Source organism: Marinomonas sp. TI.3.20 (assembly GCF_038155025.1).
Classification (GTDB): domain Bacteria; phylum Pseudomonadota; class Gammaproteobacteria; order Pseudomonadales; family Marinomonadaceae; genus Marinomonas; species Marinomonas flavescens.
The window spans coordinates 375,739-398,445 of sequence record NZ_JBAKAS010000001.1; the positions used below are offsets into that span (position 1 = coordinate 375,739).

27 protein-coding genes and 2 tRNA genes are annotated in these 22,707 nt (G+C 43.4%); 21 read left to right on the forward strand and 8 right to left on the reverse strand.

Annotated elements, in window-relative coordinates; all coding sequences use genetic code 11:
- Window position 1 precedes the first annotated feature (1 nt).
- The gene (locus V6259_RS01705) at window positions 2-526 is read left to right on the forward strand and encodes a DUF7482 domain-containing protein (protein WP_133010839.1); all 525 of its coding nucleotides are present in this window, start codon (window positions 2-4) and stop codon (window positions 524-526) included.
- A 165-nt stretch (window positions 527-691) separates the two neighbouring features.
- Complete coding sequence (locus V6259_RS01710; protein WP_341583077.1) at window positions 692-994, forward strand: 4a-hydroxytetrahydrobiopterin dehydratase; 303 nt, start codon at window positions 692-694, stop codon at window positions 992-994.
- Window positions 995-1,020: 26 nt separating this feature from the next.
- On the opposite strand, the gene V6259_RS01715 is transcribed toward V6259_RS01710, so the two are convergent.
- From V6259_RS01715 to V6259_RS01725, 3 genes are all read right to left on the reverse strand, one after another.
- Window positions 1,021-1,506, reverse strand: a complete 486-nt coding sequence (locus V6259_RS01715; protein ID WP_341583078.1) for a helix-turn-helix transcriptional regulator — start codon at window positions 1,504-1,506, stop codon at window positions 1,021-1,023.
- A gap of 197 nt (window positions 1,507-1,703) precedes the next feature.
- Entirely contained in the window at window positions 1,704-2,585 is an 882-nt protein-coding gene (gene eutC / locus V6259_RS01720) for an ethanolamine ammonia-lyase subunit EutC (protein WP_341583079.1), read from the reverse strand.
- On the reverse strand, window positions 2,585-4,003 hold the full coding sequence (locus V6259_RS01725) for an ethanolamine ammonia-lyase subunit EutB (RefSeq protein WP_341583080.1): 1,419 nt from the start codon (window positions 4,001-4,003) through the stop codon (window positions 2,585-2,587). The genes eutC and V6259_RS01725 overlap by 1 nt, the downstream gene beginning before the upstream one ends.
- A gap of 342 nt (window positions 4,004-4,345) precedes the next feature.
- Between V6259_RS01725 and V6259_RS01730 the strand changes: the two genes are divergently transcribed.
- The 3 genes from V6259_RS01730 to V6259_RS01740 are packed head-to-tail and all read left to right on the forward strand — an operon-like array spanning window position 4,346 to window position 6,712.
- A complete protein-coding gene (locus V6259_RS01730) occupies window positions 4,346-5,200 on the forward strand; it encodes an arylamine N-acetyltransferase family protein (RefSeq protein ID WP_341583081.1) in 855 nt (284 codons plus the stop codon).
- Window positions 5,197-6,141 (forward strand): DMT family transporter, encoded by a 945-nt coding sequence (locus tag V6259_RS01735; protein WP_341583082.1) that lies wholly within the window; start codon window positions 5,197-5,199, stop codon window positions 6,139-6,141. The genes V6259_RS01730 and V6259_RS01735 overlap by 4 nt, the downstream gene beginning before the upstream one ends.
- A complete protein-coding gene (locus V6259_RS01740) occupies window positions 6,116-6,712 on the forward strand; it encodes a Crp/Fnr family transcriptional regulator (RefSeq protein WP_341583083.1) in 597 nt (198 codons plus the stop codon). Before V6259_RS01735 ends, V6259_RS01740 begins: the two co-directional genes overlap by 26 nt.
- Window positions 6,713-6,783: 71 nt before the next feature.
- Here V6259_RS01740 and V6259_RS01745 read toward each other — a convergent pair whose 3' ends face one another.
- Entirely contained in the window at window positions 6,784-7,446 is a 663-nt protein-coding gene (locus V6259_RS01745; RefSeq protein WP_341583084.1) for a DsbA family oxidoreductase, read from the reverse strand.
- Window positions 7,447-7,778: 332 nt separating this feature from the next.
- On the opposite strand from V6259_RS01745, the gene V6259_RS01750 reads away from it, so the two are divergent.
- The gene (locus tag V6259_RS01750; RefSeq protein ID WP_341583085.1) at window positions 7,779-8,528 is read left to right on the forward strand and encodes a sulfite exporter TauE/SafE family protein; all 750 of its coding nucleotides are present in this window, start codon (window positions 7,779-7,781) and stop codon (window positions 8,526-8,528) included.
- A 124-nt stretch (window positions 8,529-8,652) separates the two neighbouring features.
- Here the strand turns inward: V6259_RS01750 and V6259_RS01755 are convergent, their stop codons facing one another.
- Both V6259_RS01755 and V6259_RS01760 read right to left on the reverse strand, forming a co-directional pair.
- Entirely contained in the window at window positions 8,653-9,492 is an 840-nt protein-coding gene (locus V6259_RS01755; RefSeq protein ID WP_341583086.1) for an isopenicillin N synthase family dioxygenase, read from the reverse strand.
- Window positions 9,493-9,621: 129 nt separating this feature from the next.
- Window positions 9,622-9,777 carry a hypothetical protein gene (locus V6259_RS01760; RefSeq protein WP_341583087.1) on the reverse strand — a complete coding sequence of 52 codons (156 nt, stop codon included), beginning with the start codon at window positions 9,775-9,777 and terminating at the stop codon, window positions 9,622-9,624.
- A 278-nt stretch (window positions 9,778-10,055) separates the two neighbouring features.
- Here V6259_RS01760 and V6259_RS01765 point away from each other — a divergent pair, with 278 nt between their 5' ends.
- From V6259_RS01765 to V6259_RS01815, 11 genes are all read left to right on the forward strand, one after another.
- Window positions 10,056-10,622, forward strand: a complete 567-nt coding sequence (locus V6259_RS01765; RefSeq protein WP_133010854.1) for a YqgE/AlgH family protein — start codon at window positions 10,056-10,058, stop codon at window positions 10,620-10,622.
- A complete protein-coding gene (ruvX, locus tag V6259_RS01770) occupies window positions 10,622-11,083 on the forward strand; it encodes a Holliday junction resolvase RuvX (RefSeq protein ID WP_133010855.1) in 462 nt (153 codons plus the stop codon). Before V6259_RS01765 ends, ruvX begins: the two co-directional genes overlap by 1 nt.
- Window positions 11,084-11,158: 75 nt before the next feature.
- Complete coding sequence (gene pyrR, locus V6259_RS01775; RefSeq protein ID WP_341583088.1) at window positions 11,159-11,656, forward strand: bifunctional pyr operon transcriptional regulator/uracil phosphoribosyltransferase PyrR; 498 nt, start codon at window positions 11,159-11,161, stop codon at window positions 11,654-11,656.
- Window positions 11,657-11,880: 224 nt separating this feature from the next.
- Window positions 11,881-12,885 (forward strand): aspartate carbamoyltransferase catalytic subunit, encoded by a 1,005-nt coding sequence (locus tag V6259_RS01780; RefSeq protein WP_133010857.1) that lies wholly within the window; start codon window positions 11,881-11,883, stop codon window positions 12,883-12,885.
- A gap of 1 nt (window position 12,886) precedes the next feature.
- Window positions 12,887-14,164 carry a dihydroorotase gene (locus tag V6259_RS01785; RefSeq protein WP_341583089.1) on the forward strand — a complete coding sequence of 426 codons (1,278 nt, stop codon included), beginning with the start codon at window positions 12,887-12,889 and terminating at the stop codon, window positions 14,162-14,164.
- 112 nt (window positions 14,165-14,276) lie between these two features.
- The gene (locus tag V6259_RS01790; protein ID WP_341583090.1) at window positions 14,277-15,380 is read left to right on the forward strand and encodes a diguanylate cyclase domain-containing protein; all 1,104 of its coding nucleotides are present in this window, start codon (window positions 14,277-14,279) and stop codon (window positions 15,378-15,380) included.
- 121 nt (window positions 15,381-15,501) lie between these two features.
- Window positions 15,502-16,197: a YggS family pyridoxal phosphate-dependent enzyme gene (locus V6259_RS01795; RefSeq protein ID WP_341583091.1), complete on the forward strand. Its 696-nt coding sequence runs from the start codon at window positions 15,502-15,504 to the stop codon at window positions 16,195-16,197.
- 102 nt (window positions 16,198-16,299) lie between these two features.
- Window positions 16,300-17,127 (forward strand): pyrroline-5-carboxylate reductase, encoded by an 828-nt coding sequence (gene proC / locus V6259_RS01800; protein ID WP_341583092.1) that lies wholly within the window; start codon window positions 16,300-16,302, stop codon window positions 17,125-17,127.
- A gap of 14 nt (window positions 17,128-17,141) precedes the next feature.
- Window positions 17,142-17,684, forward strand: coding sequence for a YggT family protein (locus V6259_RS01805; RefSeq protein ID WP_133010862.1), 543 nt, complete (start codon window positions 17,142-17,144; stop codon window positions 17,682-17,684).
- Between the two features lie 171 nt (window positions 17,685-17,855).
- The gene (gene coaD, locus V6259_RS01810) at window positions 17,856-18,347 is read left to right on the forward strand and encodes a pantetheine-phosphate adenylyltransferase (RefSeq protein ID WP_133010863.1); all 492 of its coding nucleotides are present in this window, start codon (window positions 17,856-17,858) and stop codon (window positions 18,345-18,347) included.
- Between the two features lie 55 nt (window positions 18,348-18,402).
- Window positions 18,403-18,654, forward strand: coding sequence for a YfhL family 4Fe-4S dicluster ferredoxin (locus V6259_RS01815; protein ID WP_133010864.1), 252 nt, complete (start codon window positions 18,403-18,405; stop codon window positions 18,652-18,654).
- Window positions 18,655-18,758: 104 nt separating this feature from the next.
- Here V6259_RS01815 and V6259_RS01820 read toward each other — a convergent pair whose 3' ends face one another.
- Together V6259_RS01820 and trmL are read right to left on the reverse strand one after the other, a co-directional pair.
- Window positions 18,759-19,865 (reverse strand): potassium channel family protein, encoded by a 1,107-nt coding sequence (locus V6259_RS01820; protein ID WP_341583093.1) that lies wholly within the window; start codon window positions 19,863-19,865, stop codon window positions 18,759-18,761.
- A 15-nt stretch (window positions 19,866-19,880) separates the two neighbouring features.
- Entirely contained in the window at window positions 19,881-20,354 is a 474-nt protein-coding gene (trmL, locus tag V6259_RS01825; RefSeq protein WP_133010866.1) for a tRNA (uridine(34)/cytosine(34)/5-carboxymethylaminomethyluridine(34)-2'-O)-methyltransferase TrmL, read from the reverse strand.
- Window positions 20,355-20,473: 119 nt separating this feature from the next.
- On the opposite strand from trmL, the gene V6259_RS01830 reads away from it, so the two are divergent.
- The 4 genes from V6259_RS01830 to V6259_RS01845 all read left to right on the forward strand — a co-directional run bounded on the left by V6259_RS01830 (window position 20,474) and on the right by V6259_RS01845 (window position 22,697).
- A tRNA-Phe gene (locus V6259_RS01830) sits at window positions 20,474-20,549 on the forward strand.
- A gap of 93 nt (window positions 20,550-20,642) precedes the next feature.
- Window positions 20,643-20,718, forward strand: a tRNA-Phe gene (locus V6259_RS01835).
- A 272-nt stretch (window positions 20,719-20,990) separates the two neighbouring features.
- Window positions 20,991-21,449, forward strand: a complete 459-nt coding sequence (locus V6259_RS01840) for a MuF-C-terminal domain-containing protein (RefSeq protein ID WP_341583094.1) — start codon at window positions 20,991-20,993, stop codon at window positions 21,447-21,449.
- Between the two features lie 747 nt (window positions 21,450-22,196).
- A complete protein-coding gene (locus V6259_RS01845) occupies window positions 22,197-22,697 on the forward strand; it encodes a DUF4760 domain-containing protein (protein WP_341583095.1) in 501 nt (166 codons plus the stop codon).
- Window positions 22,698-22,707 lie beyond the last annotated feature (10 nt).

Below are 22,707 nucleotides of genomic sequence, written 5' to 3' on the forward strand. Positions count from 1 at the left end.
CATGATATACAAAGTGTTAAGTGGTTTATTATTTACCTTGTTATTATCTGCCTGCGCTTATCAGGGGGGCGAGAAAGGAGGTCATCAGGAGATGGTGAGTCTTCCTTTGCTCAAAGCTTGGCATAATGGCGAGACGGTTTTCTATATTACGACGGATGTATCGGATCGTGCGCTTGCTAAAGCCGAAAATGCAAATTACGCGCCTCGTTTAGCGGATGCTGTGCCTAATTACCCTAAACCACCTAGAGTTAAAACTGTTTTAGAACGTGTTTACGCATTCCCTAATGGTGAGCAAGATCGCAATGTATTTGCGTCTGTCCCTACTCCAGTCGGCTACCAAAGTGAGAACAGTCATTATTCGCCATTGTGGCTTATGTACGTGGTGGCGTGGAAAGAGGAATCTACGGCATATGATTTGACCTCAGAAGAGGCTATTTTAGATGCAGAAGATCAAGGTTTAGTGACGATTACACGCACAAATATAGTAGTGAATTGCCCAGTAGTAACCAAGCCTAAAGGATATTAATAATTATGCGTGCTTGCTGTCGTTGAATTGTTTATCGCGTCTTTAGTTGTGCTGCATTTCGATATGTCTATTACTACGCGATTACTTTACGCCGGGAGTTAGCCTTTGCTTGATGCGAAAAGTGGACTACTATTTAGTGATTAGTTAGATAAATAGGGGGATGCTATGACAGTACAAAAGCTTAGTGAACTCGGCATTTCAAATGCGCTTAAATTATTGAACAGTGAGACTGTGTCTCCTTGGGTTATTGAAGATGGGAAACTCACAAAACTCTTTCAATTCAAAGACTTTCAGCATGCGTTTGGTTTTATGACGATGAGTGCTCTGTATTTCGAAAAGAAAAACCATCATCCAGAATGGTCCAATACCTATAATAAGGTCAACGTTCAATTAACCACGCATGAAGCGGGTGGTGTGTCTGAAAAAGATTTTAATTTGGCGAAGCGAATGGACCGTTTTGCTGGTTAGTTTCCTTTGTCTTTGGGGTGTCGCTGTTACCTTGCTTTAGACGAAATAGCGACAAGCCCTACTTTTAGACCGAATGGATGAAATACCTTATTTACCACCTCTGCACTGTAGTTGCCTTTGTTGTTCTCATTTTCTGATAAGGTTTTTCGAGACACTCCCACGAGCTGCGCGTAATCCTCTTGTTTTAAGCCAAGCACTCGAATGCGTAGCATTTTCAACGCTTCTCCTTGAGATAGTTCACCTTCCATCATGCGACTAATGATGTCTTGCATCGTCTGGTGTTTATCTGCCCTTTCAAGTGGTTGAGAGTTTTTGGAAGCACGGTTTTTGATAGTGTCTTCTTGTGGTAGCGACTTAGGTTGTGCTTTCTGCTCAGATAGTGCCGTTTTGCTACTTAACTCTTGCTCTGTTTTCGACGTTCGTTTTTTCGATTTTTTTGAGGTTTTGTGTTTTATCTTATGTGCTTTACTGGGATAGATGCTTTCGATCTGGCCTTTCATTTTCATTTTCATGATTTTTGCCTTTAATGCGATTCCTTTAATATAAGAGAATCCAACGATAGTATTAAGCATAGACCATTACTGTTTCATATTTGTTTCAATAAATAGTTTTTATTGTGTATTAAACGTAACAAGTTTTATGAATTCGGCAAGAAAGGCTCATATTAATCAAATATAAGCCTTTAACTCGCTAATTCAGGTAAAAGAAATTATTCAGTTAGAAGGTTTTTGCTGTTTAGAGTCTCTCTAATTGCTACGTTATCTTCGGAGCGGTCTTTTAGTTTCACGCCTGATAGCTTCAGATTTCTAGCTTCTGTGAGTAGGTAATAGGCTTTTCTCGCCGCTTCTTGGTAGTTCAGGCCAGCAGGACGAACATTCGAAATACAGTTACGATACGCGTCGGTGTGGCCCACTTTCCCCTCCCACGTTAAGTAGAGGCCTAAGCTGTCTGGTGAGCTTAGACCAGGCCTCTCACCAATTAGAACCAAGACGCATCTGGCGTTTAAGCGTTGGCAAATATCATCTCCAATGGCTACACGCCCTTGTTCTACTAAGCAAATAGGCGCTAGGGTCCAGCTGTCATCGGATGACCGAGTCTCTGCTGCGGTATTTTCTCCCGGTAGTTGTTCAAACAGAGCAGTCAAAAAAGGCAAAGTATTTTGTTCTACCGCCAGAGCTGACAAACCATCAACAACGGCAATAGCAAGATCATAACCCTGAGGATGGGCCGTTTTATGAACGTCTAGCGTGTCGGCTGAGGCGGTGTCTAATAAACGGCCATAATCTGGCCGCTGTAAATAAGCTGCACGATTTATAGCTCGGCTGTGTAATAAAAATAGCTCGCTAGGCGACCATGTTTGTTTTGCGATGCAATCGCTTAATTGAGAAACATTTAGAGGAGTATGCACCGCATCAATGGCTTGAGCGTGGGCGAGTTGAAAAGCCAGTAAATGTTTAGTCGGCACACTGATGCCTGCGCGACCGAGACCGACTCTGGCATCGGTAAAGGCATTGAGTTTACACCAAGCATTTTCAGTGACGGGATCAAGTTCCTGCTGACGAGAATGAACCGCTTTATTTTCCTTACTCATTAATGCTCTCCAATCATGCGCGTAAGCGAACTGCGAAATGCCTCTGGAAGCTTGTTGCTCAGTGTGAATTGATCATTATTTTTGGTGATGTCCATTGTCGCTAACCAAGCATCGAATTCTGGCGCTGGTTTTAATCCTAATACTCGGCGGGCATAAAGCGCATCGTGAAACGACGTAGTTTGGTAGTTCAGCATGATGTCGTCCGAGCCTGGGATGCCCATGATAAAAGTACAGCCAGCGACGCCAAGCAGAGTTAACAAGTTATCCATGTCATTCTGATCGGCTTCAGCGTGGTTGGTGTAGCAAACATCACAACCCATAGGTAACCCAAGCAACTTGCCACAAAAATGATCTTCTAAACCGGCACGGGTAATTTCTTTGCCATCGTATAAGTATTCAGGGCCAATAAAACCAACCACGGTATTCACCAATAACGGATTAAATTTACGGGCCACTGCATAGGCTCTCGCTTCACAAGTTTGTTGGTCTAAACTATGGTGAGCATTGGCGGACAAAGCACTGCCTTGGCCGGTTTCAAAGTACATGACGTTGTTGCCAACGGTGCCACGGTTCAATGACAGTGCGGCATCTTGGGCTTCTGCTAAGATGTTGAGGTTAAAGCCAAAACTGTCATTGGTCGCTTGTGTGCCACCGATGGATTGAAACACCAAGTCCACAGGAGCGCCTTGGTCAATGCATTCTATGGTGTTGGTTACATGGGTGAGTACGCAAGACTGAGTCGGGATCTCGTAGTGTTGAATGACTTCATCCATCATGCGGATCAGGCGTGAGGCTTGTTGGACATTATCGGTCGCAGGGTTAATGCCGATCACGGCGTCGCCATTGGCGTATAACAAGCCATCTAACATGCTGGCGGCAATGCCCGTTAAGTCATCGGTTGGGTGATTAGGCTGTAAGCGCGTAGAAAGGTGGCCTGGTAAACCAATAGTGTTTCTAAAGGCGCTTTTTACATGGCATTTCTTGGCAACTAGAATGAGATCTTGGTTGCGCATAATCTTGCTGACAGCGGCCGCCATTTCTGGAGTGACCCCCGTACGAATGCTTTTTAACACAGCGGGTGTAGCTAAATCACTCAATAACCAATCACGGAAGCCGCCAACGGTTAAGTGGGCAATCGGTGCAAAAGCCAGCTTGTCGTGATCGTCAATGATCAGCCGTGTTACCTCATCTTCTTCATAGGGAATAAGTAGGTGTTCGAGGAATAAAGAGAGCGACACATCCGCTAAGGTCATTTGCGCAATGGCGCGTTCTTCTGCATTGTGAGCTGCCACGCCTGCAAGACGATCACCAGAACGAGCAGGGGTCGCTTTTGCCATTAAATCGGCGAGATCAGTAAAGCCAAACGTACGCTCGCCAACCATATGACGAAATTGAAAAATAGAATGGGAATGATGCATAAAACGATCTCATTTTTCTCAAAGTGATTATACAAACGACATCACCAACTAAAGTGACTTCTTAAAGCACTGCTTCTCTCTTTCTTTACTCTAAGCGATTTATCCCGAGGGTGTTATAAAATAATCGCCATCGTTATCTTAATGACAGTTAACTCAGGGCTCAAATAAAGTCCCCCGTACCAAAGAATCAAAGACTAGGGTAACAGACTGAATAATGATAATGGGTGAATAAGCGGCCTTACTTGCTAAAGAACGGCGCTGTGGAATTAACCTAGGTTAATTCCATCGGTATTTTTTTTCGTTAATCTTGGCGTTAACAAAATCGCCATAGAGGACATCGGCATGACAAAGCTAGTACCAGCATTGCAAGATTATCTAACTGATTTAGGGCTGACGCCACCTAATATACTTTCTTTAGAGTTTGTTCAGCAGCTACAGGGCCGCCATGTGGCACGTCACAGTTTTAACAGCCTGTCGGTGGTACTTGGGGAAGCATTGCCCCTTGATATTGCTTCGCTTAGCCATAAATTTGTCAATCGAGAGTTAGGCGGTTATTGCTTTGAGCACAATAAACTCACTTTTGAGCTGCTCAAGGCGCTGGGCTATGAGGTTCAGCTAGTATTGGCAAGAGTGCTGAATAATCGTGATATCAGTGCTCCGAGAACCCATAGAGTGACTTTGTTAACACTCGATGGCATGCGCTATTTGATCGACACTGGCTTTGGTGGCAATGGGCCAATTGCCCCCTTGCAGCTGACGCCTAATTTGCGTCAAACGGCAGGGCAAGATTGCTATCAGATAGCGACCTATGAAACGGCTTATGGAATGCGTGAATACGCGTTACAGATTGAACAAGAACAGGCTCTGTTTACGCTCTATTGTTTTGATCTGGCGTCTTACAGCGATGCAGATTGTGAATTAGGTCATTTTTATTCACATAAGCACGCCAGCGCTGTGTTTGTGAATAACTTAATAGCGAGTTTAAAAACACCGCAAAGAACCGTTTTCTTGCAAAATGAGCGGCTGAAAATAACCACTCAGGGAGACATGCAAATACAACGGATCGACTCCGCGGAAGCGCTGCAGCGTGTGTTGGCTGAGATATTTTCGATTGCCCTTGAGTTTGTGGTAGCAGAGCACCTTTTTGATCGTTTTATTAGCCCAAAATTGGCCGCAGAAAATAGGCTTGAATCATGAGTAGCCTTTTTACCTTGTTGCTCTGGGCTTGGTTAATGGCGTCGTCTTTTGTGGTGTCTGGCAATATGGCAGCGTACGCAAGTCCGTTAGCGACATCTGCCTTTCGTTTTCTGTTGGCGTTGGCAGTGATGAGCTTGGCGTTGTGGGTGAGCTGGCGTCGCGGCAAACTGACGCGGCTTGAGCAGTGTCGACAGCTGTTTCAATCTTGGCAGAGAGTGCGTCAATATTTGTTTATCAGTGGCACGCTGGTGGGCTTTTTTGTGGGGCTGTTTGTGGCGCTGCAATCCACCACACCTTTGCATACCTCGGTACTCTATACCTTGATTCCTTTGATGGGAGTACTGATTGCAAAAGTGTGGTTAAAAGAAAGTGCATCATGGTTACGAGTGCTGGGGTTTGTCTTGGGAACAATAGGCGCTATGAGTGTCTTGTTCGCGACCCAACAGGGAACAAGTCTTCAATGGTATGCAGGAGATTCTATTTTTCTGGGAGCCTGTGTGTTGTTAGCGCTGCATGTGGTGTCGGTGCAAAAATGGGGGCGCTCTCTGGGAGCGTTACCGGGTGCCTTTATGATTATGTTATTTGGATCAATATGGCTTTTACCGGTGGCGTTACTATGGGGAGACCTTGGCCATGTAATGTGGTCGAGTCGTGGTTTTTGGGTGAATGCCTTGTACCTGACGTTCTTTACGACCTTGCTGACTTTTGTGTTACAACAACGCTTGGTGGTGCAGGTTGGCGCGAGCCGTTTGTTGGCGATTTCTTATACGATTCCAGTCTGGGTAGCTTGCTATACGGCGATCTCACAGTCACGCTTGGCCTCGTTATTAAATGCGGGTTTTCTAATGGGAGTCTTGCTGCTATTGCTCGCACTGGCTTTAATTGACGAAAGAATCAAACAGAGAAGTAGTCTTGATGGATCGAGTTCAGCTGCAAAATGATGTGTTTTCTTACTTTAATCGCTTAGGGGATGAGATCGATTGGCGGGCATTGACCACGCCAATCGAAGTGCATTTAATTGCGAAGACGCAGTATTTATTTCGGCAAGGGGAGTGCGTTGATCGATGGTATTTTTTGCACTCAGGATTAGTGCGCTATGTTAGCGTGTCTGATGAGGGAAAAGAGTTTACCCAGACCCTTGTAAAAGGACCAAAAATCATCGGATCGACGCGATCTATGGTCACGACGTCTCCTGTGCTATTTGGTATACAGGCGCTGGAAGACAGCGTCATTACGTCTTACAACTGGGCGGAATTTTACCAACAAATGCGCCATGACAAAGCCTTTTTAGAATGCTATTTGCATTTCTTAGAAACCATTTTCATTGCCAAAGAAGAGCGAGAAAGTACTTTTGTGAAGGATTCAGCCGAGCGGCGCTATTTGGATTTTTGTGTCGCCTATCCAGAGCTAAAAGATCAAATTCCGCAGCAGTATATCGCCTCCTATATCGGCATTACTCCTGTGGCGTTAAGTCGTATTCGCCAGAAATTGAAACTAGGACATCGCCCTTAGCTTTCTTCTATTCTGAAATAAAAAATACGCCCCTCTGATTACGAGATCAGCGGGGCGTGGGTATTAAATCGTTAAGCTGAACCAGCTTTCTCTTGTTCCATGATGTCTTCGAGTGATTTTTTAAATACCTCGGCAGGCTGGCCACCAGAGATCGCATATTTGTTATTGATGATCACTGTTGGAACTGAGGTAATGCCATTTTGCTGCCAAAAAGCTTCTTTCTGGCGTACTTCTTCTGCAAACTGACCACTTTCTAAAATGCCTTTAGCGGCCTTTGGGTCTAACCCCACAGCTGCGGCAACGCCGGATAATACATCGTAGTTACTAATATCTTGGCCATGAGTAAAATGGGCTTTGAATAGGGCATTTTTTAACTCAGCTTGCTTCTCTTCGTGTTCAGCCCAATGCATTAAACGATGCGCATCAAAAGAATTCCACATACGACTTTCTGGTTTGAAGGCAAAGTCAAAGCCGACTTCTTGACCACGTTCTTTGATTGTCTGACGGTTTTGGTCAGATTGCTCTTTAGAAATGCCGTATTTCTGTTGAATATGCTCATTAAAATCTTGCCCTTCTTGAGGCATGTCTGGGTTAAGTTCAAAGGGCTGAAAGGTGATTTTGGCAGAGACTTTATCGTCTAGCTGTGCCAACGCTTCATTAAGATTACCTAAGCCAACAACACACCATGGACACATGATGTCAGAGACAAACTGTATATCGATTTGATCTTTCATAATTGTTCTCAATAAAATTTAAAATAAAAGTATTAAGAATAAGGTGGGGGCAGTAATAAGAAATTAAAATAGAAAGCATAGCTTTATGACAGTTTTTGCTGATGATTTACACAATTCTTTGTGCTTAACATCGACGTCTGATTGGTTAAAAAGATCACGTCATCGTGTTTTTTATTTGCTCATAATCATTGCTATCTACATGTTATAAGTAAAAAATATTTAGTAATACGGATTATAAAGTGACTTATTTTAACCTTTTTAAAATGTTTGTGATTTAATGCGTACTAATCAATTATTTTTAGCCGTAACATTTGTCAGTTGAGCGTGTTTCTATGCATGATATTTCAATATTGCTTCTCTTCGTCTTCATAGTAGGGAGTTACATTCAGAGTATAACGGGCTTTGCCTTTGGCTTGATTGTGATGTGTGGCGCAGGGTTGTTTTCTTTAGCATCGCTAGAAGTTGCTGCTTTTTCGGTTAGTGCATTAAGTATGGTGAATGCGGCCATTGGCTTATATGGTGGTGTGTGGAAACAGGTCAATGTGAAGAACTTAATTATGTACTTCATTGCTTGTACACCTATGATTGCGATCGGAGTGTATCTGCTGAGTTACTTCGGTAATAATGCGCTGCATTGGTTGCAGCTATTGCTTGGTATCACTATTATTTTTGCGTGTTTGATGAGCTTAATGAAACCCAAAAAGGACGCAGAACCCTCACGACCTTGGGTGTATTTTATATTTGGTGGTATTTCTGGCATCTTTGGCGGTTTGTTCGCAACATCAGGGCCGCCAATCTCTTATTTAATGTATCGTCAGCCTATTGCACTTAGTGTGATTCGCGCCACCTTATTAAGTGTTTTCTTTATTTCCTGCTTATTACGCATCGTTATTATGGGCGTGGGTGGGCAAATCACGTTACCGATGATTTGGATCAGTGTCATTGGCTTTCCGTGTGTTTTTATTACCGCGCTATTAGCGAAGCGTTACCCGCCGAATATTTCTCCTCAAGTAATTAAACGTATCGCTTTGGTGTTATTGCTCTTATCTGGCGTGAGTTTATCTGTTAAAGCGCTGTTATAGGTGTTTTATCAAGACTAGTCTGATTGGGTCGGAGTTAACAAGAAAGGCGCGCTAAATGGTATTTAGCGCGCCTTTTCTTTACTAGTAGAGCTAACGGACAGAGCCGATAGGTATGGCGAGACAGTTAAATAACGCCTAGCTCAACCAATCGCTCATACAGATAGGTTTTTGCGGTATGGCGTTCAGATAGCACAACTTCCGGTTTTGGATGCAAGAAGAGGGGTAATGAAATACGCGACTTGGTTTTATCCGCACCTTCTGGGTTGATCACACGGTGTGAGGTAGACGGAAAGTAGCCTCCAGAAGCCTCTTGTAGCATATCGCCAATGTTCACCACTAAGGTGCCAAAGTCACAAGGGACATCCATCCAGCTGCCATCTTTCGCTTGTACCTGAAGGCCGGGTTCATTGGCAGAAGGCAGTACCGTCAACAAATTAATGTCTTCGTGCGCGCCAGCGCGGATAGCGCCAAGTTCTTCATCGCCTTTTAATGGCGGGTAATGCAGCACGCGAAGGAGTGTCTGGTCGCTGTTAGCCACCATGCTCGAAAGCGACTGAGAGTAGTGCTGAGCAATGTCGGCCGGCGTGTGCTTTTCAACCCACGCTAAGAGCTCAGCGGCTAAGCTGTTGGCTTCTGCGTAATACTGAGCGAGTAAGGCTTTTTTGTCTTCTGGACACTGACCCCAAGGGTAATAATGAAAGTATTCCTTGATGTCTTTTTTGGTGTGGCCTTTTGCCGTCTCAGACACATCTGGTGGAAAGTAGCCATCTTGAGTGCCTTTGTTGTAGCGGTAGTCGTACTTTTCTTCGCTATCAAAAAAGGTCTGCCACTCTTGGTAAATGGCGCTAACTAAGGATTTTTGGATGGGATGATTCTTCAAAACGCCAAAACCGGTGTCGTGAAGGGATTTAACAAAATCTTCTTGTGCCGTGGCGCTGGTGTAATCTATGGCTTCTAATTTCATGGTGTTTTCCTGTTGGCCAAAGGCCATGTCGTTGTCCCCGCGGTTAGGCGAGAAAAGGCAATATGACAAGTACGACAACGGTGAGCGTTGTTACCTGTTAATAATGGAATCATGCGACAAAGCAGGGCGTTAAGAAGACCAGCCACTGTGAAAAAAGAGGCGTAAGTCGATGGACTCAGCAAGATAATGACGTTGCCAATCTGCTAAATCTATCGCGGTCGCGCAGCCAAATGCAACGACGTGCGTCGGTGTATTCAACCTAGTAAGCGATGATTTAAAAGACATTTTACTTGTGCCTCGGATCGGTAAGCGGTATTTGTATATAAGCGCTTTTTATAAAAGAGTGTTTATATGCTGATATCAGTTTACCGCCTGATTAATGCATTTTGAAGTGAAATCGAGATAAATAACGTGTTCTGGATGGGTAATTTTAAAGCTTGTCCTATACTGTAACTGTCGGCCATATATCTTTAGCCGAGACGCTCTATGTACATTAGCCTTATTCTGAGGCGTTTTAATGACGTGAATTCACTGCGTATTCATAATAAAGAGGGCAAATTAGTATGACATCATTTTTCGATTCTTTTAAAAATCACTTTCTAATTTCAATGCCACATCTTGACGATCCACACTTCGAACATACTGTGGTTTATCTTTGCGAACATAATGTAGAAGGGGCGATGGGCATTATCATTAATCGTCCATCCAATATTGATTTTACTGAGTTAGCGGATCATCTGGGCATGCAAATCGCCTGTCCTAGTCTTACCTCCGAACCTATTTACAATGGTGGCCCTCTGGAAGCAGAGCGTGGTTTTATTTTACATACCGCCGATAAATCGTGGAGTAATACGCTGAAAATCACCGATGAAATATCATTGTCAGCGTCGTTAGAAACCTTAGAGCGAATCTCTGAAGGCAATGGTCCAGAGGCGTTTCGTATCACACTCGGGTGCGCCGGTTGGGACGCCGGACAATTAGAAACTGAAATTGCGAATAATGATTGGCTGGTATGCGAGGCCGATTTAGACGTATTATTCAATACACCAAGTGACATGCAATTTACCGCCGCGACTAAAGTGTTGGGAATTGACATGGCAAGACTTTCACCGGACATAGGACATGCTTAATGACAGCAACACCGTCACCAAGTAATAACCAGAAGCCCAATACCGTTAATACGGTATTGGGCTTTGATTTTGGTACCACTCGAATGGGGGTTGCCATTGGGCAATCTATCACTGGCAGCGCAACGCCTCTGGCTCCATTAAAAGCCAAAGAAGGCATTCCCAATTGGGATGAGATCACTAAGCTCGTGGATGAATGGCTTCCAGATGCCTTTGTTGTTGGCTTGCCATTGGACATGGATGGCTCAGAAAATGAAATGTGCCAGCGTGCTCGTAAATTTGCCAAACGACTTCATGGACGTTTTAACCGTCCTTACCATATGATGGATGAGCGCTTGTCTTCTTATGAAGCAAAAGGCCAAGTGATTGCGCGTGGTGGTAATCGCAATTTTAAAGAAAACTCAGTTGATGGGTTGGCAGCGCAAATGATTCTAGAAACTTGGTTCATGGAATTGTCAGAATAGCGACCACGTATCGGCAAGCAAACAGAAATTTTCATCATTAATCGCCTGTTGGTATCAATATATAGTGGAGTAGAAATGAAGTTAGATTTAGAACAGTCTCTTGCGTCGATGAAGGCACAATTAACCCGCTACTGTGAACAAAAGGGCATAGAAAACCCGATTGTTGTAGGTATTCATACTGGTGGTGTTTGGGTTGCTAAACAATTGATGTCAGCCGTTGAGACAGATGAACCTTTGGCGACGCTCGATATTACTTTTTATCGTGATGATTTTACCCGCGCTGGCTTGAATCCTAAAGTAAACCAAACCTCGCTTCCTGCCATTGAAGACCGTCATGTTATCTTGGTGGATGATGTGTTGATGTCAGGCCGAACAATTCGAGCAGCGATGAATGAGATTTTTGACTTTGGCCGACCTGCTAGTATCAGCTTGGCGATTCTTTACGATTTAGGTCAACATGAGCTGCCAATTCAAGCGGATGTGATCGGTGAGCAGTTAAACCTTAATCCTGACCAAAGAGTTAAGCTATCTGGGCCTTCACCCCTTACAGTTTCTGTGATTGAAGCGCATTAATATGTCTATCGTGCTTTATTTTTCAGTCTACAAATACGACAATTAGCAACTGGATAAAGGTGGTTAGCAAGGTGGTTGAAGCGCTTGATATTACATTTAAATTATCTAGTGAGGTCACTGCTTAGCGTCACACATGCCCGGTTATGGAATACTCTATGCTGGGCATTTTCCTATCTTACACAGAGAAAGACGATTTTGTCTTTGCAGTTTGAGGAAAGCAAACCATGATGCGATCCGACCCTCGGGCATTACAATTAAATGAACACGGTCAGCTAAAACATTTTTTAACATTGGATGGTCTTGATAAAACCATTTTGACGGAAATCTTAGATCGAGCGGACTCGTTCCTTTCGATGGGTGAGCAGTCGGTTAAAAAAGTCCCTCTCCTTCGCGGTAAAACCGTCGTAAATCTATTTTTTGAAAATTCTACTCGTACTCGTACCACCTTCGAATTAGCCGCTAAACGTCTTTCTGCGGACGTTATTAATCTTAATATTGAAACGTCTGCCACCTCCAAAGGGGAATCACTTCTAGACACGCTTAAAAATCTAGAAGCGATGCAGAGTGATATGTTTATTGTTCGACATTCAGACAGTGGTGCAGCGCATTTTATCGCAGAACACTGCACGCCTAATGTGGCGATTATTAATGCGGGCGATGGCCGACATGCACACCCAACACAAGCCATGTTGGACATGCTGACGATTCGTCGCCACAAAGGGGCATTTGAAGGGCTTAAAGTCGCGATTGTTGGCGATATCTTGCACTCTCGAGTGGCTCGCTCTCAGCTTCATGCTTTGACGACGTTAGGTGTTGAAGAGGTGCGTTTAGTGGGGCCGAAAACCTTAGTGCCTGAGTTCTTCACCGAAATGGGTGCCATCATTTGTCACGATCTTGAAGCAGGCCTGAAAGATGTCGACGTAGTGGTCATGTTACGCCTCCAGAAAGAACGCATGAAAGGCGCCTTGTTACCAAGTGAAGGCGAGTTCTATCGCTTGTATGGATTGACTGAAGACTCTCTAGCATGGGCGAAGCCTGACGCGATTGTGATGCATCCAGGTCCGATTAACCGTGGAGTAGAAATCTCCTCAGAAGTCGCTGACGGTGAACATTCCGTTATTTTGGATCAAGTGACCAACGGCATTGCGGTTCGTATGGCGGTGTTGTCGATGGCCATGAGTGGTCAGTTGCAGCGTGGTGAAGCACAAGCGGTAGGGGATGATAAATAACATGAAATTACGAATTCAGAATGGTCGTATTATCGATCCTAGCCAAGGTGTGGATCTTGTTACTGATCTGTATGTGGAAAACCAAAAAATCGCCGCGATTGGTGACGCTCCAGATGGCTTTGAAGATGCAGAAGTGATTGATGCGTCTGGGCTTTGGGTGTTGCCTGGCTTAGTGGATTTGGCCGTGGCATTGCGCGAGCCTGGTTTTTCTCAAAAGGGTAATATCGCAACAGAAGGCCGTGCTGCCGTTTCTGGTGGTGTGACAACCTTGGTTTGCCCCCCAGATACGAATCCTATCGTAGACACGCCTGCCGTCGCAGCACTCATCCAAGATAAAGCTGATGCCGCAGGTATGGCGAATGTGTTTCCGCTGGGCGCGCTTACGCAAGGCTTGGACGGCGCGCATTTGAGTAATATGGTGTCATTAACGGACGCAGGTTGTGTGGCCTTGTCAAACCATCGCCGACCAATGGCAAGCACAAAAGTGCTGTATCGCGCATTAGAATACGCAGCGACGCATGATTTGCTGGTGGTTTTCCACCCAGATGAAAGCAGTTTGTCAGAAGGTGGTTGTGCCCACGAAGGTTTGATGTCCACCATGCATGGGTTGGCAGGCATTCCTGAAACCGCAGAAACCATCGCGCTAATGCGTGATTTGTTATTAGTTGAGAAGAGTGGCGTTCGTGCGCATTTCGCTCGGCTATCGTGTGGTAAGTCTGTCGAGATGATTGCTAATGCGAGAGCATCTGGTCTTGATGTTACGGCCGATGTTGCAGTGCATAATTTGCTGTTAAGTGACCAAGTACTTAATCAATTTAATGGTCATTACCATGTGTTGCCTCCGTTGCGCAGTGAAGATGATCGTTTAACCTTGATCGAGGGTATCAAAGCCGGCGTGATCACGGCTATTTGTTCAGATCATCAGCCGCACGAAAAAATGGCTAAAATAGCCCCTTTCGCCGCCACTGAACCCGGTATGGCGAATGTTGAAGTTTTATTGCCGCTGGCGATGAAGTTGATTGATGAAGGCGATTTAGATTTACCAACCGTCTTGTCTTGTCTGACCTATGGACCTGCTTCTTGCTTTGGTTTAGAGGCTGGTACTTTAACCGCGGGTAGCTTTGCAGATTTTGTTTTGTTCGACAGCACCGCATCATGGGATTGGACATTAGAAAACCGTAAAACTAAAGGCCAAAACTCGCCCTATTTAGACGAGCGTTTTACCGGACGTGTCATGTCTACTTTTATCTCAGGACAACGAGTCTACCAACTAGTGTGATATAAATTGAGTCAATGCGAGCAGCGCGTTGGCTCAATTGTTTTGTTAAATCTTTACTTTTATGGCCGACTTGATAGTCTAGTTATTAATATCAACTATTGTGGTTTTTTATATGGATTCACATCTTGTAGAGCATGACGAAATTCATTTGTTGCGTAGCCGTCTTGATGAACTTGAAAAAGAATGCGATCAATTTAAAAAACTAAATGCTGAACATACTAAGCGCTTGTTATCGATTGCAGAAGGTAGATCTGTTGCCTTTTTTTGGGAAGAAATTCTCAAACGTTGTCAGGGAATTTCAGCCGAAACTTATGGAGTCTTGTTGATAAAAGACGCCGATAAAGATGAATGGTCTCTCGTTAGTCACGACCAGACAAGTGCACAGCTACTGCGCTCGGAAGGACATATCGTAGTACTACCCAAATCATTAGCCACCTTTTCAAAAAGCCCTTCTTGTCCCATCCGTAAAGAGTCAAACATTGATCAATCATCAGAGTGGTCTTTATGGCAGGTGTTTTTAACGAGCAATGGTTTCAGCAGAGCGTTTATGCTCAATGTTCATGAGTTAAAAGGCGCTACTTACCTTATGGTAGTATTCCAAAAGACTACGTCACAACAGCATGATGGTCTTATGGAACTGGTTCTTAACGATGGCGCTAAACTTATACAAGCGGCAGGGTTGCGAGAAAATTCAGATCAAATTTTATTAGAAAAAGGGCACTATGACCCTAAAACTGGACTGTTAAGTTCTTTCAGTTTTGAAAATAATTTCTCCATGGTTTTGAAAGATTCTCGTCGTCATTTTTCTCGAGTAGCCCTTATTTCTTTAAAATTTAGAGCCAAATTAGAGCCGGGTGACGATAAAAACTTAAAGGAATTAGCCCGTATTATTCAAAGTACCATTCGTGATAATGACTTGGTTGCGTACTATGGTGACGGTGAATTTGTCATGGGAATTCGCATTCGTCATATGAAAGACGCTGAAATTGTCACAGAAAAACTGCTAAAAGCGATTCGTTTTCCTGGCAGTGAATCAAACCGTCTGATTGCCGAAGGTATTTGCATTGGAATGGCTTATTACCCAGAGCATTCCACGCTGGATGATTTGCACCGTGCTACTCTTTATGCATCCAGCTCGGTAGCAACTGATTTTGGCTATCGTATTGAGTTTCACGGTGTTATTTATGCAACAAGCTCAGAGTTTTATACTTTTTAGTTTCTTATCCGATATTTAATAATAATGCTATTATTCCCCTTTACCTTTTTACAGTCTGATAAAAAGGTGCCATAAACCATTCCTGTTTGCCTTATCGAATAAAAAAGGAGCGCAAGCTGCTATGAGCATAGAGGCTAAACTCGCTGAAATTTCTCAACAAATTGCGGAATTAACACGTCAGTATCATCGGTCAGATCACAGTGTTCGTCTATTAGCTGTTAGTAAAACTAAACCATTGCAAGCACTAGAAGTGGCTTATCAAGCTGGACAACGCTTGTTTGGTGAGAATTATGTCCAAGAAGCGGTTGATAAACGTCAAGCTTTGGCGCATTTAACAGACATTGAATGGCACTTTATTGGTCCAATCCAGTCCAATAAATCGCGCCTAATTGCGGAACATATGGATTGGGTACATACCATTGATCGTGAGAAAATTGCGCGTCGTTTAAACGAGCAAAGACCAGAAAACATGTCACCTCTTAATGTATGTATTCAGGTGAATATCAGTGGTGAAGAAAGTAAATCAGGTGTTTCAATAGAAGCCTTAAAAACATTGGTTGCTCTTATTCAGACACTGCCAAATCTTCGGCTACGTGGATTAATGGCAATACCAGCACCACAGGAAAGCCTAGAAGCTCAAATGAAGGTGTATGCGCCCTTACATCAAGCCTTCCTTGAATTGGCGGTGACTGATAGCATGATAGATACATTGTCGATTGGAATGTCCGGCGATTTACCCGCCGCGATTGCATCGGGTAGCACAATGGTCCGAGTGGGAACGGCTATTTTTGGTGCGAGAGATTACCCCGCATTATAAAATGATAACCAGCAGAGTGATTTTAAAAAGATGGCTAGGCCGTCTTTTGGTGAATAAACACGTCAATTAGACGAGTTAACAATAGATTAATTAGGATTTGAAATGAAACCAAGTATTGCCTTTATTGGCGTGGGTAATATGGCGAGTGCCATTATTGGCGGTATGATAGATGCGGGATACCCTGCCTCAAAAATTATGGGGACCTCCCGTACAGCGGAAAAACGTGATAAATACAGCGCTACTTTTGGCATTGAAATGCTGGCAGATAATAACGCAGCAGTTGCAAAAGCAGATGCGGTTGTGTTGTGCGTTAAACCTGCACAAATTCAAGGTGTTATCGAAGGTTTTGCTGATCAGGTTCGCCCTGAGCAAATTTTCTTATCTGTCGCCGCAGGCGTTGAATTAGCGGCGATTGAAAAATGGTTAGGACAATCTGTTTCTGTCATTCGCAGCATGCCGAATACGCCATCTCAAGTGGGCGCTGGCATGACCGGCCTGATTGCTAATACACATACAAATGACACGCAAAAAGCGTGGGTGTCTGAGGTATTTGCCAGTATCGGTGAATCGGTTTGGGTAGAGGAAGAAGCGCACATGCATACGGTGACGGCGTTGTCTGGTAGCTCACCGGCTTATTTCTTTCGATTCTTAGAAGCGATGGTCAAAAGTGGGCAAGAACAAGGCCTGAATGAAGCAGCATGCCGTCAATTAGCGACTTATGCCATGCTGGGTGCGGCAAAAATGGTAACTGAGTTGGATGACCCCATTAGCCAGTTACGCAAAAATATCACTTCACCAAACGGCACAACAGAACAAGCATTATTATCTTTTGAAGCGGCAAACATTGACAAAATAGTCGATGATGCCATGACGGCTTGTGTGGACCGTTCTAAGCAGCTTGCTAGCCAATTTTCTGGTCAAACAGAGTAACGAGGAATTTTTTCATGACGTCAGATCCATTTGTTTTTTTGATTAAAACCATTGCAAACCTTTATTTATTTGTCGTATTGCTACGCTTAGTATTGCAGCTGACTCGCGCCGATTTTTATAACCCGATTAGCCAAGGGATTGTTAAAGCGACCAGTCCATTGTTATTGCCATTACGTAAGATAATCCCTTCTTTTGGCCGTCTTGATACCGCCTGCCTTGTGTTGGCTTTATTGGTACAACTGGTAACCGTCGGAATCATTTTTACCATGCTTGGCTTTGCCGGTACGCCGGTACATTATGCAATTTATACTGTGGCAGGTACGATTTACCATCTGCTTGATTTGTACTTTTGGGCCTTATTACTCTCTGTTATTTTGAGTTGGGTTGCGCCAGGAGCAAATCATCCAGGCGCCATGCTGGTCGGGCAAATTACCGCACCCTTGTATCGCACCTGTCAGCGTGTTATTCCTCCATTAGGTGGCTTGGACTTATCTCCAATTTTTATCTTCTTGGCGATTTCATTACTGAAACAATTTCTATCGCCATACGTTATTTAATCAGACAGCGTTGAGCCTTATAAGCTTAATGCATATCTGTAATGACGCTAGTGAATTGAGAAAGGGGTCGTATTCCTATATGATGCGACCCCTCAATGGGAATACAAAATGGACAGTAAATAATCAGCTAGCCAAGGTATTCTCCCTTTAATAAATTTTTGGATGAAAGCTATGAGTGCGATTGCAGTTTATCCGGGTACCTTTGACCCCATTACCAACGGCCATACTGATTTGGTTGAACGTGCGTCAAAACTGTTTAGACAGGTTATCGTAGCTGTAGCGGCGAGCCCTAAAAAACGGCCAGCGCTTTCTCATGATGTGCGTATTGCTTTAGCAAAAAAAGTATTAGGCCATTTGCCGAATGTTGAGGTTGTTGGTTTTGATAACTTACTGACTGAATTCACACGTTCAGTGCAGGGCCAAGTTGTTGTGAGAGGGCTTCGTGCTGTCTCTGATTTTGAGTACGAATTTCAGCTTGCGAATATGAATCGTGCGATTGCGCCTGATGTAGAAAGCATTTTTCTAACGCCTTCTGAAAAGTATTCTTATATCTCGTCTACTTTAGTGCGTGAAATTGCTTCCTTAGACGGTGATTTTGGTCAATTTGTGAACCCTGAAGTAGCACGTGTTCTGAAAGAGCACTATAACTCGGTGAAACGTTAACCGCTTGTTTTGGTTTGGCGAGAATTGCCTTGCTGATTGTTAGGAGAGAAGAATAATGTCTCTGATCATTACCGATGAATGTATAAATTGCGATGTCTGCGAGCCAGAATGTCCGAATGAGGCCATTTCTCAAGGTGACGAAATTTATGTCATAGACCCATCTAAATGCACCGAATGTATTGGTCATTATGATGAGCCGCAATGTCAGCAGGTTTGTCCCGTTGATTGCATTCCATTAGACCCGAATCGTAAAGAAACGGAAGAACAGCTAATGGAAAAATACCTGGTCTTAACTGGCCAGCTATAAAATAGATAAGCATAAAAAAACTAGGCATTGCCTAGTTTTTTTATGTCTAAAAAGTCTAAAAACACTCAAATTCTGCTCATATATAACAGAAAAAGAACGAATCCTTAATTAGGCGTAAAGTAGCTGGCGATCTGCTCTTTACTCGGTAAAACCTGCTCATCTCCGACGAGCAATATCAGTGACCGAGCGGATATTTTTTCAGAAGTCGCAGGATGAGTAATGATATCCCCATTGTTATTTTCAAAGCCCAGCGCCGTACCAATATTGTTTTGAATGAGTCTGGTGACTATGTCTGCCCACGTAAACCCTTCTAAGCGAATATCCAAACGAATCGTATGATCGCCTTCATAGCGGAATAAGTTTTCAAGAACCTGTTCCGTACCTGGAGCAATAAGAGATCGAACTAGCATTTCTGGATAAGCTCTAACTGGCCTAATGACCGCATTGGCTCCTGCTTTCTTGAAACGTGTTCGGTTACTATCGTCAATGGACTCAGCAAGGATGAAGGCCGATGAGTGAAGTGTCTGTATTCTGTGTAGGATATCAAAAGTGACACTGTCACAATGCGGCTCTTGATAGTCTGAGCACAGCACAATGATGTATTTCGCTTTATCTGCACCAGAAGAAAGCAACATGCCCTCTGTGGTTGCCTCACCTGTTTGATGAACAACGCCTTGCGAACGAAGCTTTAACGGCAAGCCTTCAGGGAAGTCTGGGGTGAGAATCTGAATAGGCACTTCTGCTAGTTCAGGAGTATTGGTTACCTGAGTGACTAGCAGGTCTAGATAGCGTTCTGTGTCGTATTTTGGGGTGTTAATGATGAGCAAGTGATCTTGCATAGTATTCCACTCCATGCGGCCTTTAATGCGCATTTCTTTGTTGGTTATTCGCAGTTCAATATAATCACTTGCGATCTGAGCGACCAGTGTGATTCCCATTCCGTAAATCAACACAATGGTTGAAAACTGTCCCCAAAAGGTAACAGCGGAGATGTCACCATAGCCTGTGGTCGTCGCAGAGGTCATTGTTAGCCAAAACGCTTGCCACCAATTAAGATCTTCAAAGAACACCATTGCGATACAGTGTAAACCGACAACCGCCGCGAGCAGAATAAAGCGCTTCTTTAAATCTCTCTTATCATGAAGATGCACCTTGCTACGAAACTGGCGGCGAGTGTGTTTGCGTCTTAACAGTAATCCAATCGAATTCATCTTGCCTCTGTGTGTTTATTGGTCACTGGGAGGCATCTTATAGCCTAACTGACGCCATGATTCATAGACCATTACAGCAACGGTATTAGAAAGGTTCAGGCTACGAGAACTCGCTTGCATCGGCAATCTAAGGCGTTGCTCTTTTGGTAACGCTTCAATGAACTCGGTAGGAAGCCCTCTGGTTTCAGGGCCAAACACCAACACATCGTTTTCATTAAAAGCCGCTTCACTATGAGGGCGACTGCCTTTAGTCGTCAGCGCATAAATAGTCCCGATGTCATTCTGATCGACAAAGCTTTGAAAATCAGGATAGCGTTTTAAGCGAGTGAATTCATGATAATCCAACCCTGCTCGACGTAACTTCTTATCTTCTAAGTCAAACCCCAATGGCTCGATCAAATGAAGTTGATAGCCAGTATTGGCGCATAAACGAATAACATTACCTGTATTAGGTGGAATTTCTGGTTGGTACAAAACAACGTGCAGCATATTTTATCTCCTTGATATGGGGAGATAATAACAGACCTAAGCGCTTTTCTAAGTTTTTGTTAAAAGATTTAAAAAAAGTGTTGACGAATAAAGAGACTCATCTATAATACGCCGCACTTGCCCAGATAGCTCAGTCGGTAGAGCAGAGGATTGAAAATCCTCGTGTCGGCGGTTCGATTCCGTCTCTGGGCACCATGATTTATAAAGAAAGGCCATTTGTTAGTTCAGATGGCCTTTTTTTTACTTTAAAATAACGAACCTTATGTTAAGGTCGTTATTCCAGTATTTGCCCAGATAGCTCAGTCGGTAGAGCAGAGGATTGAAAATCCTCGTGTCGGCGGTTCGATTCCGTCTCTGGGCACCATTCTTTGTACTCCCCATTTTTATCTTCTAAACCTCTCAGGCTGTTTTATTACTAATAGTGAATGTCGTGTTCAATTTATACGCTGTGATCTATTGACCATATTGCCAGAAACCAACGACGGCTTTGCGGGCATAGAAAAGATAATGTGCGTCAGTGTTCTATAAGCTATCCTGTTAGTACTCGAATCCTAAACTTCGCGTACGTTTGTGGTAAAATTATTTTCATAGGGTGGTGTTTAAAGCGTCACATACTTTTATCAAGGAAAACAATAGTTGAATAACTACACAAGTCTTGTAACCGCGATCATTCAGGACGCTATGACTGGTGCACCACCCAAGAAAGAAGTGGTATTGATTTTAGGTGATACACCTCAATATTTAGTGGATCATGCCAATTTTCCAGAGCTTCCGATTGTTATAACAGGCTCAGTGATTGAAAAAGCCTGTTTTGATCATGGTATGCCGACTTCCTTACTAAAGCGGTTGCCGAGTATTTTAGATAATCCTAAAGGGTTGTTTAAATCCGCTTCTGTTCATGCCGCTGGTTCCGCTGTGGTTCTGACGATAGAAATACATCAATCAAGTCCGATTATTATCCCAATCCACCCAAATAAACAGATGGGCCGTGGTAAGTTCTACAATGTCGTTGCCAGTGTTTACGCAAAAGAAGGCCCAAATCCTGCAGATAAATGGTCTAGGGAAGGGCTTCTTCTTTGGCAGCCAAATAGCTAATTTGTGAGCTAGAAAAGACTTTGTTGATAAACTAAGTTTACTTTATGCGTAAACTAAAATGGCTTTACATGTAAGCCCAAAATGACTATATTAGTACGTAGAGAGGCCTCTCACACCAAGCAATTAGAGCTGAAATGTCATGTCTCTCTAAATTACACTTAGAAAGCACCCATTAAACGGGTGCTTTTTTTTGCCTAAAAAACACATACATTCTAAACTGTCATATCCCCTTAACTTTGCTACAACAAAGCCTTGATCACCTCGTCTAACGTATTGTGTGAGACAGTGAAAGACATTGTATTGCCAATGTCTCAACACGAAAGGCTTGTAGCGCCAGCTTTGTTTACAAGTTGAGCCATTCCCACGATTTAAACCCACCTAGAAACACCACGCAACAAATGGCGATTGCCCTAATAAAAAGCCTGCCCCTCGAAGAAAGGCAGGCTCTGCAGCGCGATATGTTTGCTAGTTAGTACAACCTGCAATGTATGGCAGAACTGTGCAAAAGAGGCTAAAAAGCAGTTAGCTGTGTAAGTTTTCATCTAATAACAATTGATAGTTTTTGTTTTATGCAATAATATTTGGTTTCGAGATTCACGAATCTCGAGCGGTTGATCAAGAATCGCTTCGCTGTTATCAGTAAAAACTGATACATTGAAGTGAACAACGTGAACCAAGAAAGGGGATTACTATGTCTATTAGAGATGAATGGGAAGACCGATAACGCTTCCCTAAATGGGACGTTAAATGGAACCTACGTTACAAACTTATCTACTTAGCCAAATGGATGTCAAAACCTCCATCCTAGCGCTTTCAGCCCTTGCGGCATTATTTTCAATTTATAGAAATACTGTCATCAACCGTAGACGTGCTACGGTTGATTTAGTGTTGCATCAAAAAAATGATTTAGATTTGAAGAAAGCTAATTCTATTGTAAATCCATTATTGAAAAAACAAGGCATTACTCAGTATTCGAACGGAAGTCATATCGGCTCAGAAGAGCGGTCATCTATCCTTTTCGTTTTAAACAACTATGAGTTTGTTGCTACTGGGATCAGAGAGAAAGCCTTCGACTTTAAGTTATTTAAAAGAATGCGTTGCGGTACAGTCTTACGTGATTGGACAGAATTTCAGCCTTTTATCTATGAATTACGCAAAACAAACAAACATCCTACAATGTATCAAGAGTTTGAATGGTTAGCCAATAAGCTTGAAAAAAACCCGCTTAAGAAAGAAAAAAGAAAATAAAAAGCCTGCA